The 14763-nt window shown below is 61.6% G+C and carries 13 protein-coding genes; 10 read left to right on the forward strand and 3 right to left on the reverse strand.

All coding sequences use genetic code 11. The annotated features are described in order from the left end of the window. Positions 1-153: 153 nt before the first annotated feature. A complete protein-coding gene (locus ACYYKW_RS01020) occupies positions 154-2067 on the reverse strand; it encodes a sigma-54-dependent Fis family transcriptional regulator (RefSeq protein WP_464989212.1) in 1914 nt (637 codons plus the stop codon). Between the two features lie 300 nt (positions 2068-2367). Here ACYYKW_RS01020 and exaC point away from each other — a divergent pair, with 300 nt between their 5' ends. From exaC to ACYYKW_RS01070, 10 genes are all read left to right on the forward strand, one after another. Continuing rightward, a complete protein-coding gene (gene exaC / locus ACYYKW_RS01025) occupies positions 2368-3888 on the forward strand; it encodes an acetaldehyde dehydrogenase ExaC (RefSeq protein WP_090286659.1) in 1521 nt (506 codons plus the stop codon). Positions 3889-4062: 174 nt separating this feature from the next. After that, positions 4063-5514, forward strand: a complete 1452-nt coding sequence (gene eat, locus ACYYKW_RS01030) for an ethanolamine permease (RefSeq protein ID WP_203419635.1) — start codon at positions 4063-4065, stop codon at positions 5512-5514. A gap of 51 nt (positions 5515-5565) precedes the next feature. Next, complete coding sequence (locus ACYYKW_RS01035) at positions 5566-6960, forward strand: ethanolamine ammonia-lyase subunit EutB (protein WP_464989213.1); 1395 nt, start codon at positions 5566-5568, stop codon at positions 6958-6960. A gap of 5 nt (positions 6961-6965) precedes the next feature. After that, positions 6966-7790 (forward strand): ethanolamine ammonia-lyase subunit EutC, encoded by an 825-nt coding sequence (gene eutC / locus ACYYKW_RS01040; protein WP_093106448.1) that lies wholly within the window; start codon positions 6966-6968, stop codon positions 7788-7790. Between the two features lie 115 nt (positions 7791-7905). Then, positions 7906-8367: a GNAT family N-acetyltransferase gene (locus ACYYKW_RS01045; RefSeq protein ID WP_007958617.1), complete on the forward strand. Its 462-nt coding sequence runs from the start codon at positions 7906-7908 to the stop codon at positions 8365-8367. 227 nt (positions 8368-8594) lie between these two features. Further along, positions 8595-9245, forward strand: coding sequence for a DedA family protein (locus ACYYKW_RS01050; RefSeq protein WP_093097959.1), 651 nt, complete (start codon positions 8595-8597; stop codon positions 9243-9245). 3 nt (positions 9246-9248) lie between these two features. After that, positions 9249-10061 (forward strand): M90 family metallopeptidase, encoded by an 813-nt coding sequence (locus ACYYKW_RS01055; protein ID WP_464989214.1) that lies wholly within the window; start codon positions 9249-9251, stop codon positions 10059-10061. A 112-nt stretch (positions 10062-10173) separates the two neighbouring features. Continuing rightward, positions 10174-10701, forward strand: coding sequence for an inorganic diphosphatase (ppa, locus tag ACYYKW_RS01060; protein WP_003205933.1), 528 nt, complete (start codon positions 10174-10176; stop codon positions 10699-10701). A 222-nt stretch (positions 10702-10923) separates the two neighbouring features. Beyond that, entirely contained in the window at positions 10924-11667 is a 744-nt protein-coding gene (locus ACYYKW_RS01065; protein ID WP_093097955.1) for a S24 family peptidase, read from the forward strand. A 416-nt stretch (positions 11668-12083) separates the two neighbouring features. Beyond that, positions 12084-12254, forward strand: coding sequence for a hypothetical protein (locus ACYYKW_RS01070; protein WP_464989215.1), 171 nt, complete (start codon positions 12084-12086; stop codon positions 12252-12254). A gap of 72 nt (positions 12255-12326) precedes the next feature. Here ACYYKW_RS01070 and ACYYKW_RS01075 read toward each other — a convergent pair whose 3' ends face one another. Both ACYYKW_RS01075 and ACYYKW_RS01080 read right to left on the reverse strand, forming a co-directional pair. After that, positions 12327-13139 (reverse strand): YfaP family protein, encoded by an 813-nt coding sequence (locus tag ACYYKW_RS01075; protein WP_090286675.1) that lies wholly within the window; start codon positions 13137-13139, stop codon positions 12327-12329. A gap of 3 nt (positions 13140-13142) precedes the next feature. Beyond that, entirely contained in the window at positions 13143-14762 is a 1620-nt protein-coding gene (locus ACYYKW_RS01080) for a DUF2300 domain-containing protein (RefSeq protein ID WP_464989216.1), read from the reverse strand. Between the last annotated feature and the right edge of the window lies 1 nt (position 14763).

A 14763-nucleotide genomic window follows, 5' to 3' on the forward strand; every position in this document is an offset into this window, starting at 1 on the left:
CCCCTCACCCCAGCCCTCTCCCGAGGGAGAGGGGGCCGATCTTTGTCGCATTCAAATAGTGAGTTCGGCTCGATTAATCAGGTCGGCGTAAATCACCAGAACAGCGCGGTCAGTCCCCTCTCCCTCCGGGAGAGGGCTAGGGTGAGGGGGCTTCTAGCTGACACGCCGCTCAATCCCGTGCTTGCGCAGCTTTCTATAAAGCGTGTTTCGACTCACGCCCAGTTGTTCCGCGGTACGGGTCATGTGCCAGCGGGTCTGCTCTAACGCATTCAGCAACGCAGAACGTTCGGCATCTTCCAGCGGTCGCTCACAAGACTCCTGCGCCACAACCACTGGCCGCACCTGCCGAATCATCCCGGGCAGATCCTCAACCCCGACCCGCCCCTCATCACACAGCGCCGCCAACGTGCGCAGCACATTGCGCAACTGCCGGACATTGCCCGGCCAGTCGAACGCCAGCAACGCCTGACGCGCCGGCTCTTCAATCGCAACCGCCTCACCGCCCGCCTCCTCGGCCAGCAGAAAATCCAGCAACTGCGCCTTGTCACTGCGCTCACGCAATGCCGGCAACGCCACTTCCAGCCCGTTCAAGCGGTAATACAAATCCTCGCGAAAACTGCCGTCCTCGACCCGCTCGAGCAGATTGCGGTGGGTGGCGCTGATGATTCGCACATTGACCGTCTCTGGTTCACCGCCGAGCGGCACCACCTGGCGATCTTCCAGCACCCGCAGCAAACGGGTCTGCAGAGCCAGCGGCATGTCGCCGATTTCATCGAGAAACAGGGTGCCGCCATCGGCCTGCTGCAACTTGCCACGCATGCCGTCCTTGCGTGCGCCGGTGAAGCTGCCGCCGCGATAGCCAAACAGTTCGCTCTCGATCAGGCTCTCCGGGATCGCCGCGCAATTGAGCGCGACGAAGGCTTTGCCCGAGCGCTGGCTGGCCTGATGCACAGCCTTGGCGAAGGCTTCCTTGCCGGTGCCGGTTTCACCGTTGATCAGCAGCGGCACATCGCGTTCGAACACACGCAGGGCTTTGCGGAAACTCGCTTGCAGCGCCTCATCACCGAGGCAGATGCCGGGCAGGCGCGGCGCTTCGCTGATTTTCGCCGGGGCCGGGTTCGGCAGCGGTTTGCGTGATTCGCCGCGCAGTACCGCAAACAAATGCCGGCCGTCGCGGGTGCGCAGCGGCCAACTGGCGCTGGCATTGGCGCTGGCGCGAGCGAGCAAATCATCGAGTGAACAATCGAAAAACGCTTCCACCGGTTTGCCCAGCAAGCCGCCGCGAATATGCCCAAGCAGATTCAGCGCGCTCTGGTTGACTGCGCTGATCCGCCCTTCCCCATCGAACGCCAGCAAGCCTTCGCTGAACAGCCCGACCGACTCGGCCTGCAGATGAAAGCGCAGCAACCATTGGTTATCGAAACAGCGCAGGAAGTAGCAACTCTCGATCATCTTCGCCGACAGATTGACCAGCGCCATGGTGTGGAACTGGCTCTGGCGCGAAACGTCATGGCGCGCCGAAGACACATCGAGCACGGCGAGCAATTCACCGTGCGGGTCGAACACCGGGCTCGCCGAGCAGGTCAGGCCGGTGTGGCGGCCGCGAAAGTGTTCGTCTTGATGAATGGTCAGCGCCTGACGCTCGACCAGGCAGGTGCCGATGCCGTTGGTGCCTTCGCAGGCTTCGCTCCAGTCGGCGCCGAGCCAGAGGCCGGCGCGTTCGAAAATCTTGCGTTCAGCCGGCGCGGTGACGCAGTTGAGGATCACCCCCCGCGCATCGGTCAACAGCACCGCGTGGCCAGCGCCGGAAAGCTGTTGATGCAGGCTGCTCATTTCCGTACCGGCGATTTGCAGCACCTGCTGCAGACGTTCGCGGCTTTCCAGCACGCGCCCGTGTTCGAGCACGGTCGGCGCCATGCTCAGGGCCGGGTCGAGGTGATAGTCCTGCAGACACCGCAGCCAGGAGCGCGCGATCGACGGGTCGGCACCGGGGCCGTGCAAATGCGCTTTGCCCTGGGTGGCGGTGAGGACCTGGCGGGCATGGCGACTCAAATGGTTGTCGTGCATTTCTTATTGTTCTCCCCGAGGCGCTACGGCCCAATGCTGAGGTGACGCCCAGCATCCTCCAGCCACCGGTGCATTGCAATGCTGGCAAGACCGGCCGGTCACCGCTGTGCCAGAAACGGTACAAAATGTCTCTGCAGCTGTATCGAAACCCTCACAGCAGCGCCCCGCTCGTCCGAGACAAACCGTGCAAGGCCTTGATTTGCCTGAGCTGCACGGCAATGGCCCGGCCCTTGCTCTACGCTTATAGCAAGCGCACTTGCGCGTTTCTCTAATAAGTACAAAGCCAAGGAGAACATCATCATGCGTTACGCTCACCCCGGTACTGACGGCGCCAAAGTCTCGTTCAAGAGCAAGTACGGTAACTACATCGGCGGCGAATTCGTTGCGCCGGTCAAAGGTCAGTACTTCACCAATACCTCGCCAGTGAATGGTCAGCCGATCGCCGAATTCCCCCGCTCCACCGCCGAAGACATCGACAAGGCGCTGGACGCCGCCCACGCCGCCGCTGACGCGTGGGGCGCGACTTCGGTGCAGGCGCGCTCGCTGATCCTGCTGAAAATCGCCGACCGCATAGAAGCCAACCTCGAACTGCTGGCGATCACCGAAACCTGGGACAACGGCAAAGCCATCCGCGAAACCCTCAACGCCGACATTCCGCTGGCCGCCGACCACTTCCGCTACTTCGCCGGCTGCCTGCGCGCGCAGGAAGGCAGCGCTGCGGAAATCGACGGCAACACCGTGGCTTATCACATTCATGAACCACTGGGCGTGGTCGGCCAGATCATCCCGTGGAACTTCCCGCTGCTGATGGCCGCGTGGAAACTGGCGCCTGCGCTGGCCGCCGGTAACTGCGTGGTACTCAAGCCCGCCGAGCAAACTCCGCTGGGCATCTGCGTGCTGATGGAGCTGATCGGCGACCTGCTGCCGCCGGGCGTGCTCAACGTCGTCCAAGGCTTCGGCAAAGAGGCCGGCGAAGCGCTGGCGACCAGCAAGCGCATTGCCAAGATCGCCTTCACCGGCTCGACCCCGGTCGGTTCGCACATCATGAAATGCGCAGCGGAAAACATCATTCCGTCCACCGTGGAACTGGGCGGCAAGTCGCCGAACATCTTCTTCGAAGACATCATGCAGGCCGAACCGAGCTTCATCGAAAAAGCCGCTGAAGGTCTGGTGCTGGCATTCTTCAACCAGGGCGAAGTGTGCACCTGCCCGTCCCGCGCGCTGGTGCAGGAATCGATCTACGACGAATTCATGCAGGCGGTGATGAAGAAGGTCAGCCAGATCAAACGTGGCGACCCGCTCGACACCGACACCATGGTCGGCGCCCAGGCATCCGAGCAGCAATTCGACAAGATCCTCTCGTACCTGGAAATCGCCAAAGGCGAAGGCGCCGAGCTGCTGACTGGCGGCAAGGTGGAAAAACTCGAGGGCAGCCTGGCCACCGGTTACTACATCCAGCCGACCCTGCTCAAGGGCACCAACAAGATGCGCGTGTTCCAGGAAGAAATCTTCGGTCCGGTGGTGAGCATCACCACCTTCAAGGACGAAGCCGAAGCCCTGGCGATCGCCAACGACACCGAGTTCGGCCTCGGCGCCGGCCTGTGGACCCGCGACATCAACCGTGCCTACCGCATGGGCCGGGCGATCAAGGCCGGTCGCGTGTGGACCAACTGCTATCACCTGTACCCGGCGCACGCCGCGTTCGGTGGTTACAAGAAGTCCGGTGTCGGCCGTGAGACGCACAAGATGATGCTCGACCACTATCAGCAGACCAAGAACCTGCTGGTGAGCTACGACATCAATCCGTTGGGCTTTTTCTAAGCCTGCGGCACTGATCGTTCCCACGCTCTGCGTGGGAATGCAGCCCGGGACGCTCCGCGTCCCTTTGAAGCCGAGCTCGGAGCGTCCGTTGAGGCATTCCTTTGCTGTGCGTGGGAACGATCAGGTTCCTGGCGATACCGCCGGGCCAATAAAACAATAAGAAAGGTGCACCCTATGCCAAGCGAATCCCCGGCTGGCGCTCCGGCGACCGGCTCCTCCGTCGACTTCGAAAAAGTCGGCACCGACTACTTCCAACAACGCGAGCTGAAAAAAGGCGCCGCCGGCTGGGTCCTGCTGGTGGGCCTCGGCGTCGCTTACGTGATCTCCGGCGACTACGCCGGCTGGAACTTCGGCCTCGCCCAGGGTGGCTGGGGCGGCATGTTTCTCGCCACGCTCCTGATGGCGACCATGTACCTGTGCATGTGCTTCTCCCTCGCCGAACTGTCCTCGATGATCCCCACCGCCGGCGGCGGTTACGGCTTTGCCCGCAGCGCGTTCGGGCCGTGGGGCGGGTTTCTCACCGGCACCGCAATCCTCATCGAATATGCAATTGCGCCCGCCGCCATCGCGGTGTTCATCGGCGCCTATTGCGAGTCGCTGTTCGGCATCGGTGGCTGGGTGATCTATCTGGCCTTCTACATCATCTTCATTGCCATCCACATATTCGGTGTCGGCGAAGCGCTCAAGCTGATGTTCATCATCACCGCCGTCGCCGCATTGGCACTCGGAGTGTTTCTGGTGGCGATGGTGCCGCACTTCGATGTCGCCAACCTGCTCGACATCCCGGTCACCACCGCTGCCGGCGCCAGCCCGTTCCTGCCGTTCGGTTACGTTGGCGTGTGGGCGGCGATTCCCTATGCGATCTGGTTTTTTCTCGCCGTTGAAGGCGTGCCGCTGGCGGCGGAAGAAACCAAGAATCCCAAACGCGACCTGCCGCGTGGCTTGATCGGCGCGATGCTGGTGTTGCTGATGTTCGCCCTGCTGATCCTGATCGTCGGCCCCGGCGGCGCCGGTGCCAACTCGCTGCTGACCTCCGGCAATCCGCTGGTCGAAGCGCTGAGCAAGGCCTACGGTGGGTCGACCTGGATGGGCAGCTTCGTCAACCTCGTCGGCCTGGCCGGGCTGATCGCCAGTTTTTTCTCGATCATCTACGCCTACTCGCGGCAGATCTTTGCGCTGTCGCGGGCCGGTTACCTGCCGCGCAAACTGTCGCAGACCAACAAAAGCAAGGCGCCGGTGCTGGCGCTGGTGATTCCCGGGATTATCGGCTTCGGGCTGTCATTGACCGGTCAGGGGGACCTGCTGATTCTGGTGGCGGTGTTCGGCGCGACCATTTCCTATGTGCTGATGATGGCCGCGCACATCACGCTGCGCATCCGCCGCCCCAAAATGGATCGGCCGTATCGCACGCCGGGCGGGATTTTCACCTCGGGCGTGGCGCTGGTGCTGGCGTGCATCGCCGTGGTGGCGGGGTTCCTCGTCGATCCACGGGTGGTGATCGGCGCCGCCATCATCTATGGAGTGTTAATTGCTTACTTTGCCTTCTACAGTCGGCATCACTTGGTAGCGGGCACGCCGGAAGAAGAGTTCGCGGCGATTCAGAAAGCTGAACAAGCCTTGCACTGATTGTCGAAAACCACGGCGCAGAGTGTTCTGCGCCGTCACGGAGAACGCTGAATGACCAGTTTTGCTCACACGGTCGGCGCGCAGACCTACCGCTTCGACAGCCTCAAAGACCTCATGGCCAAGGCCAGCCCGGCACGTTCAGGGGATTTTCTCGCCGAAATCGCCGCGCTCAATGACGGCGAGCGCGTCGCCGCACAAATGGCCCTGGCTGACACCCCGCTCACGCATTTTTTGCAAGAAGCACTGATTCCCTACGAAGCCGATGAAATCACCCGACTGATCATCGACACCCACGACAAGCAGGCCTTTGCAGTCGTCAGCCATTTCACTGTCGGTGGCTTTCGCGACTGGCTGCTCAGCGACGCCGCCGACGAAACCAGTCTGCGCCTGCTGGCCCCCGGCCTGACGCCGGAAATGGTCGCGGCCGTGTCGAAGATCATGCGCATTCAGGATCTGGTGCTGGTCGCGCAAAAAATCCGCGTGGTGACGAAATTCCGCGGCACCCTCGGCTTGAAAGGTCGCCTGTCGACCCGCCTGCAACCCAACCACCCGACCGATGAACCGTCCGGGATCGCCGCGAGCATTCTCGACGGCCTGCTCTACGGCAACGGCGACGCGATGATCGGCATCAACCCGGCCACCGACAGCATTGCTTCGATTTGCGCCATGCTGGAAATGCTCGATGCGATCATCCAGCGCTACGACATTCCGACCCAGGCTTGCGTACTGACCCACGTCACCACTTCGATCGAGGCGATCAACCGTGGCGTGCCGCTGGATCTGGTGTTCCAGTCGATCGCCGGCACCGAAGCGGCCAACGCCAGCTTCGGTATCAATCTGAATGTGTTGCAGGAAGGCTATGACGCCGGGTTGAGTCTGAAGCGCGGCACTCTCGGGCAAAACCTGATGTATTTCGAAACCGGTCAGGGCAGCGCGCTGTCGGCCAACGCCCACCATGGCGTCGATCAGCAGACCTGCGAGACGCGAGCCTACGCCGTGGCGCGCCATTTCAAACCGTTTCTGGTGAACACCGTCGTAGGATTTATCGGCCCGGAATACCTCTACAACGGCAAGCAAATCATCCGCGCCGGCCTCGAAGACCATTTCTGCGGCAAGTTACTTGGGGTGCCGATGGGCTGCGACATCTGCTACACCAACCACGCCGAAGCCGATCAGGACGACATGGACACCCTGCTGACGCTCTTGGGTGTGGCCGGGATCAACTTCATCATGGGCATCCCCGGCTCCGATGACATCATGCTCAATTACCAGACCACCTCGTTCCACGACGCCCTCTACGCCCGGCAGACCCTGGGCCTGAAACCGGCGCCGGAGTTCGAGCAGTGGCTGGCCAAGATGGGCATCTTCACGCAAGCCGATGGCAAGGTGCGCTTTGGCAACAATTTGCCGCCGGCCTTCCGCCAGGCGCTGGCGCAATTGGGATGACTCGCATGGAAAAACCGCCTGTAGACCCGCAAAACCCGTGGCTGCAACTACGCCGCCTGACCCCGGCACGCATTGCTCTGGGCCGCACCGGCACCAGCCTGCCGACCAGCGCTCAGCTGGATTTCCAGTTTGCCCATGCGCAGGCGCGCGATGCGGTGCACCTGCCGTTCGATCATGTCGGGCTCAGCGCACAGTTGCAGGAGGGCGGGCGCCAAAGCCTGCTGCTGCACAGCGCGGCGCCGGATCGCCACACTTATCTGCAACGCCCGGACCTGGGCCGCAAACTCAGCGACGAGTCGGCGCAAGCCTTGCGTGATTACGCCAGTGCCCATCCGTGCGGCGTCGATCTGGCGATTGTCGTCGCGGACGGCTTGTCGGCCTTGGCTGTGCATCGACATACCTTGCCGTTTATCAAGCGCCTGGAAGAACAGATGAGCGCCGACGGCTGGTCGCTCGCGCCCGTGCTGCTGGTGGAACAGGGCCGCGTCGCCATCGGTGACGAAATCGGCCAGTTGCTCGGGGCGAAAATGCTGGTGATGCTGATCGGCGAGCGACCGGGCCTGAGTTCGCCGGACAGCCTCGGCCTGTACTTCACCTATGCGCCCAAGGTCGGCCTGACCGACGCTTACCGCAATTGCATCTCCAATGTCCGCCTCGAGGGATTGAGCTACGGCATGGCGGCGCATCGCCTGCTGTATCTGATGCGTGAAGCCTGTCGACGGCAGCTGTCGGGGGTCAACTTGAAGGACGAGGCCCAACTGCAGACGCTGGAGTCGGACGATGAGGTGAACATGAAAGGTAATTTCCTGCTTGACCCGCCGCCCGCCTGAACCGTTTCCGCATTGCCTTTCTGCGCTGGTTTCAGGCAGGATCGAAGCACGGCCGCCAGGGTTTCCCATCGCCGTCAGAGCAGTTGAAGACAGCCACTTGAAGACGAGACCTATCATGCGGATTATTCAAGCGACCCTCGAACATCTGGATTTGCTGACCCCGTTGTTCGTCAAATATCGCGAGTTCTACGGTTCCCTGCCTTACCCGGATTCCTCCCGCGCCTTTCTCGAAAAGCGCCTGCGCCGCAAGGAATCGGTGATTTACCTGGCCCTGGCCGATGATGACGACAAGAAACTCATGGGGTTCTGTCAGCTCTATCCAAGCTTCTCCTCGCTGTCGCTCAAGCGCGTGTGGATTCTCAACGACATCTATGTCGCCGAAGACGCCCGTCGGCAATTGGTCGCGGACAATCTGATCCGCACCGCAAAAAAAATGGCCAAGGAAACCCAAGCCGTGCGCATGCGCGTCTCCACCAGCGCCGACAACGAAGTGGCACAAAAAACCTATGAATCCATCGGATTCAAGGAAGACACCGAGTTCAAGAACTACGTGCTGCCGATCAGCGACGAGCTCTGATCGCCGCCGGCCAGGTGCTGAGGGGGCGCGCTCCCTCGCCACACGTCGGGTCTGCCTGACAATTGATCACAGGCGACACTCCTCGCGACAAAACCGACACGCTTTCCTCCTGCCAGACCGTATAATCGCGAGCTTTCCGGCTTGTAAGAAAAACTACACCCCGCTGTAGGCTTACACGAAGTCATCCGCACAGGCCTGCCGAGTCGGGCCGCCATACAGGTGCCTCCATGGATTTCAACCCGCTCGACCTTATCCTGCATCTCGACGTCTACCTCGACTTGCTGGTGAACAACTATGGGCCATGGATCTACGCCATCCTGTTTCTGGTGATCTTCTGCGAAACCGGTCTGGTGGTGATGCCGTTCCTGCCGGGCGACTCGCTGCTGTTCATTGCCGGCGCCGTGGCGGCGGGTGGTGGCATGGACCCGGTATTGCTTGGCGGTCTGCTGATGCTCGCGGCCATTCTCGGCGACAGCACCAACTACGTGATCGGTCGTACGGCCGGGGAAAAGCTGTTCAGCAACCCCAACTCGAAAATATTCCGCCGCGACTACCTGCAAAAAACCCACGACTTCTACGACAAGCACGGCGGCAAGACCGTGACCATGGCGCGTTTCCTGCCGATCATCCGTACGTTTGCGCCGTTCGTTGCCGGCATCGCGCGCATGCCGTACCCACGCTTTTTCGGCTTCAGCGTACTGGGCACGATCCTGTGGGTCGGCGGCCTGGTGACGCTCGGCTACTTCTTCGGCAACGTGCCGTTCATCAAGAAGAACCTGTCGCTGCTGGTGGTGGCGATCATCCTGCTGTCGCTGGTGCCGATGATCATCGGTGTGGTGCGCAGCCGTTTCGGCGGCACCAAAGCGCAATCGCATTAATCAATGTGGTCGTTGAGCGCCTGGCGTCGCCGACGCATTCTGGCAAAGCACCCGATTGCCGACGATGTCTGGCAACGGGTGCGGCATCACCTGAGTTTTCTCGATGGCCTCAGCGCTGCGCAAGACCAGTGGCTGCGCGACGCCTGTGTGTTGTTCCTCGAAGACAAACACCTGAGTGCCCTGCCCGGCGTCGAACTGCATCAGGAACAACGCCTGCTGCTCGCCGCCCAGGCGCAGTTGCCGCTGCTTAACCTCGGTGATTTGAACTGGTATCAAGGCTTTCATGAGATCGTCCTCTACCCCGACGACTTCCTCAGCCCGCAACGCCATCGCGACGCCAGCGGCATTGAGCATGAGTGGGACGGCGAACACAGCGGCGAAGCCTGGCAACAGGGGCCGGTGATTCTCGCCTGGCCGGGCGTCATGGCCAGCGGTGGCTGGGAAGGCTACAACCTGGTCATCCACGAACTGGCGCACAAACTCGACATGCTCAACGGCGACGCCAACGGCCTGCCGCCGCTGCACGCCGACATGCGCGTCAGCGACTGGGCCGAGGCGATGCAGGCGGCCTACGACGATCTCAACCGCCAGCTCGACCACGATCCCGATGCCGAAACCGCCATCGATCCGTACGCCGCGGAGAACCCGGCGGAGTTCTTCGCAGTCACCAGTGAATACTTTTTCAGCGCCCCGGATGTGCTGCACAAGGCCTATCCGCAGGTGTACGCGCAGTTGCAGCTTTTCTACCGCCAGGACCCGTTGGGCAGGTTGCGGCAACTTCAGGCCACAGACCCGGTCTATCAGGCGCAAGACTAAGCTGCACACGACTTTCGGTCCATGGCGTCGACGGCAGAATATGCCTATAATCGCCGCCACTTTTTGGTCAATCCGGCCAAGTGTTTTTGGTCAACTACGGGGGCAACGCCCAATGAGCTACAGCAAGATTCCGGCTGGCAAAGACCTGCCGAACGACATCTACGTCGCGATCGAGATCCCGGCCAACCACGCGCCGATCAAATACGAAATCGACAAAGACAGCGATTGCCTGTTCGTTGACCGTTTCATGGCCACCCCAATGTTCTACCCGGCCAACTACGGTTACATCCCGAACACTCTGGCTGACGACGGTGATCCCCTTGACGTGCTGGTCGTGACCCCTTACCCGGTTGCCCCAGGTTCGGTGATCCGCGCACGTCCGGTCGGCATCCTGAACATGACCGACGACGGCGGCGGCGATGCCAAAGTCATCGCAGTGCCACACGACAAGCTGTCGCAGCTGTACGTCGACGTGAAGGAATACACCGACCTGCCGCCATTGCTGATTCAGCAGATCGAGCACTTCTTTGCGAACTACAAGGATCTCGAAAAGGGCAAATGGGTCAAGATCGAAGGCTGGGCCGGCGCAGACGCCGCCCGCGAAGCGATCACCAAGTCGGTTGCCGCCTACAAAGGCTAAGCGACGGCTCGCTGCGTGATGCTTGAGAAAACCCCGGTTGATCCGGGGTTTTTTATGCCCGCTCAAATCTCTCTTAAACGAGCTGTTTAGAGCGGACTACAGAAAAGTTTTAAGCTGTGTAATTTCCCACAAGGGCGCCTTACATCCCGTCGCAAAATTCAGCCCGTTTTTGAACGCGCGGTTTATTCAAACCGCTCTGGCACGGCCGTAGACTCCGTGTTTATGAGAAAGAACACTAGCGGTCCAAGATTCAAGGCACTCCTGGAAGCTGCGAACATCTCGACGACGGGTTTCGCAAAGTTCTGGGGCACGGAAGCCCAAAATGTCCACAACTGGTACACCCGGGGCGTCCCGGCGTATCGCATGGAAGAAGTCTCACGCCTGCTGTCCGTCAACAGTGAATGGCTGAAAACCGGCGAAGGCATCAAGGAATCACCGAGCCTTAGCCCACCGGCGAGCAATGGCGACCATTTCGACGCCAACGACCCGCAGGGCAGCTACCGATTCATCCACCCCAACGATCTCGAACTGGCCTTCTTCAAGGAAACGCCGCTCGACAGCTCCGACAAGACCCACGTCATCCAGGACCCGGACCTCTCGATCCGCCTGCTACGCGCCCACCTCGACCAGCTCGAAGTCCGCCCCGACGACGCCATCTGCGCCCACATGATCGGCAACAGCATGGCCGACCGCATCGAAGACGGCTCCATCGTCGCCATCGACCGTGGCCTGACCCAGGTCGTCGACGGCGAGATCTACGCCATCGAACACGACGGCATGCTGCGCATCAAATACCTGCACCGCATGCCCGGCAACGGCCTGCGCCTGCGCAGCCACAACAGCGCCGAATACCCCGACGAAGTCTTCCGCCCGGCACAGGTCGAGGAACAGAGGATTCACATATTGGGCTGGGTGTTCTGGTGGTCGACAGTGAGCAAGCGCCGGCCGGTGGTGCCGTTCCTCTGATAGCCCCCTGTAGGAGTGAGCCTGCTCGCGATGAGGCCCCGATAATCGGTACAAATCCAGAATTTGTTCGGCTACAGTCGCTCTAAACCGCACTTCAGACTGGGAATCCAAAGCAAAACTCAGTATCCTGCGCCCCACATTTGCGCATCGACCCGCTCCCACGGCTCAGATGACGCCCGACGTGGCAGACCAACGTCTGACCAAGTCCCACAGCCGGACGCAAGATCCGGATGTACGTTTTGAAGGCTGGCGCGGCTTACCAAAAATAAGCCAAGCCAGTCCCCGAGAAGCCGGCCACAAGCCGGCTTTTTAATGCCTGAAAGAAATCACATTTACTGGCTGAAAACGTATTTCTCGCTTGTACATCCCGCAATGCATTGGCTACCGTTGGGCCAAATCTCGCAGGAAGTAGACAAATGCCAATAGTCTCGCTTCACGTTGAAGACGCGCTGAAGCATATTGCCGAACTTGGCGAGCCCCCGTGCGACGGAAAGCGCAGCAGTGATGAAGATGAACGACTTACCGCCACCGTTAAAGATCGCCTCGCCGCTCCTGAACGGGAAAAGGTCATTCTGGCTGAGCTGTAAGTCGAGCGTCGAACACGAATTAAGTAACCAGATACTGCCGAGCGAATTGCTCCAACCTGTGGACCAATGCCCTCACGGATAACTAAACGACTTCACCAACGTCAACTCCCCCACCGCCCGCATCGGCACCAGAAACGTCTCCATCTTCTCACTCGGCGTGCCTTCCTCGGTGATCACCGTCACCTGCGCCGTGGTCAGCGCCTGCACCGCCTCATCGCCGCCCTCGTCATCCTCGCGATACCCACCGCCGTAATAATTCACATACACCAGATATTGGCCTTTGATCGGCGCGGGCATGGCGGCGATTTCCGGGCCGTAGCCGGTGGTGACGTCGACGTCGAGGGCCGCGCCATTGGGTGCGACGCGGTTGCCGTACCAGACGTGGGCGCCGTCGGGGGTGATCAGGTGCAGGTCGAGGTCGGTGCCGTCGCTGTCCCAGGCCAGCAGTACGCGCAGTTTGGCCGGGGTGGCGCCGCCGCGGGTGTTGAGGAACTGGGTGCGGTGGCGTTGTTGGCCGTCGGGGCTGCGCACTTCGACGCTGTTGCTGCCGTTGGGGAAGGAGAACGGGCGGTCGAAGCGGCCGCTGGCGTCGATTTTCAGCGGCATGCTGACGCCGTTGACGATCAGGCGGCCGGGCTGGTTGTTTTTTGCGCTGGCTTTGATTTCGCCGCTGATGCGCGCGGTGTTGGCCTGGCCGATCGGGGTGTTCACCGACGAGGCGGGGTAGTTGACCGTTTGGCGGAAGCTTTCGCCCTCGCCTTCCGGAGCGCCGCTGCGCCAGCCGCTGACCGGGGTGTCGAGCTTGACGCTGTCGGCGGCATGGGCCGGCGCCAGCGCGGTCAGCGTGCAGAGCAGCAGCAAGACCTGGGGATAACGGAATGTCATGGTCTATTCCAGCAAAAGGTGACGGGCGAGCCCTTCGATGTAGGTTTCGTCCTGGCCGTTGGGGTGTGCTTCAAAGGCCAGGTGCAGGTATTCGTGAGTCAGGTCGAGGCGGTCCTGCAGCGTCAGGACGCCGCGCACGTAGATGCGCTGGCGTTCGCGGTCGACGAAGGGGCGGCCGAAGGCCAGTTTGCATACGGCAAAAGTGCTGACTTCGTTGTAGCCGGTTTCACTGGCAAGCTTCGGCCGCCAGCTGCGTCGCTGTTTTTGCAGCCAGTCTTGCGCGGCGGGCAGCGCTTCGCAGGAGGCGACCGGGTTGTCCCAGCGGCTGAGGCTGGCGCGCGGATAGGCGTGCAGCAGAATCGCGTCGTAACGCTGGCCGGCGCTGGCCTGTTCGACGGCTTGTTGCCAGGCGAGTTTGTCCGGGCCGGGTTGATCGGAGTGATAGGTGACGGTGCTGCCGGCAAGGACCAGATCAGCAGTCCAGGCGGCGATGCCTCGTGACTCGGCAGAGGCCGGCCGTGGCGCGACGCGTTGGCGGTTGCTGCTGTCGTCGATGCTCAGGCAGTCGCCGTTGCGCGTGGCGTTTTGCAGCAGGTAAGTGCGTATCGCCACGGCGAGAGCTTTGGCGGCTTCGGCCGGTTGCGCCTTGGCTTCGCGCTCAAGCACGCGGGCAACGTATTCTTCGCGATCAAGCCGGGCGACCAGTTTGTCGTTGAGCAAAAACAGTTCGCCATCGCTGTGGATATCCAGCGCGTTGCCGTTGGCGAATTCAACACGGTAATCACCTTGTAACGGACCGGAAGTCACTGTTCGCTCGCCCGCCGAAACCCTCGCAAGCGGGTACTTTGAGAACAGCCCGACTTCAACACAACGCCCTGCGTCCACCGGCCATGCCGCTGGCAAAACCGTCGCCAGTGCCTGACCGTAATGGCGCAAGACCATCTGACTGGTGCCACGGCCACCGGCCCAGACCGGCGCGCCATCGGCCGTCCAACCGGCAAAGCCACCCTGACGCGATTGCGGATCCTTATCGCCGAGCCAGCTCCAGGTTTTCACCCGCAAGCGCCCGCCCAGTTCACCGACGACATTGCCGTCCGCCGCGTTCAGTACCACGTCGAGCAACACCCGGCGCGCCTGATCCTGCGCCGGCAGCGAGGCCAGCACCTTGAGCAACTCCACGATGGAAACCCGTTGCGCCGGCTGCACCGAGGGCAGATCCAGCAACCACGATGGCGCCTGTCGCGCCTGCCAAAAGGTGCGCCAGTCGGCAGCAGAAATGCCCAACCGCGCCGGTTCAAAATACAAGCCGCAGGATTTCACCAACGCCTGATCGCGCTCGATCCTGCCGCCCGCGGTGCAGCAATAGACTTCTTCTTTCGACTGCCCGCGACATTCATAAGCCGGCTCACGCGCGCCGGTGTCGACCAGCCAGGCGTAGACAAACAACTTCCACAGACTGCCCAGCGGCGCCTCCAGCGAGGGAGGCAACGGCTCGCGCGCGATCAGTTGCGCCTGGCTCAGCGACAACAATTCGCCCTGATAAGCCACGCGCAACGGCTCGTCCTGCGCCGTTGCCAGCGCAGGTATCAATCCGATCAACAGCCACAGCAGCCGCCGGATCATG

Source organism: Pseudomonas sp. 15C (assembly GCF_055484735.1).

Excerpts from the sequence above, each read along its gene's own strand:
- ACYYKW_RS01020 (WP_464989212.1), bottom strand. The coding sequence starts at position 2,067 with ATGCACGACAACCATTTGAGTCGCCATGCCCGCCAGGTCCTCACCGCC.
- exaC (WP_090286659.1), top strand. The coding sequence starts at position 2,368 with ATGCGTTACGCTCACCCCGGTACTGACGGCGCCAAAGTCTCGTTCAAG.
- eat (WP_203419635.1), top strand. The coding sequence starts at position 4,063 with ATGCCAAGCGAATCCCCGGCTGGCGCTCCGGCGACCGGCTCCTCCGTC.
- ACYYKW_RS01035 (WP_464989213.1), top strand. The coding sequence starts at position 5,566 with ATGACCAGTTTTGCTCACACGGTCGGCGCGCAGACCTACCGCTTCGAC.
- eutC (WP_093106448.1), top strand. The coding sequence starts at position 6,966 with ATGGAAAAACCGCCTGTAGACCCGCAAAACCCGTGGCTGCAACTACGC.
- ACYYKW_RS01045 (WP_007958617.1), top strand. The coding sequence starts at position 7,906 with ATGCGGATTATTCAAGCGACCCTCGAACATCTGGATTTGCTGACCCCG.
- ACYYKW_RS01050 (WP_093097959.1), top strand. The coding sequence starts at position 8,595 with ATGGATTTCAACCCGCTCGACCTTATCCTGCATCTCGACGTCTACCTC.
- ACYYKW_RS01055 (WP_464989214.1), top strand. The coding sequence starts at position 9,249 with ATGTGGTCGTTGAGCGCCTGGCGTCGCCGACGCATTCTGGCAAAGCAC.
- ppa (WP_003205933.1), top strand. The coding sequence starts at position 10,174 with ATGAGCTACAGCAAGATTCCGGCTGGCAAAGACCTGCCGAACGACATC.
- ACYYKW_RS01065 (WP_093097955.1), top strand. The coding sequence starts at position 10,924 with ATGAGAAAGAACACTAGCGGTCCAAGATTCAAGGCACTCCTGGAAGCT.
- ACYYKW_RS01070 (WP_464989215.1), top strand. The coding sequence starts at position 12,084 with ATGCCAATAGTCTCGCTTCACGTTGAAGACGCGCTGAAGCATATTGCC.
- ACYYKW_RS01075 (WP_090286675.1), bottom strand. The coding sequence starts at position 13,139 with ATGACATTCCGTTATCCCCAGGTCTTGCTGCTGCTCTGCACGCTGACC.
- ACYYKW_RS01080 (WP_464989216.1), bottom strand. The coding sequence starts at position 14,762 with ATGATCCGGCGGCTGCTGTGGCTGTTGATCGGATTGATACCTGCGCTG.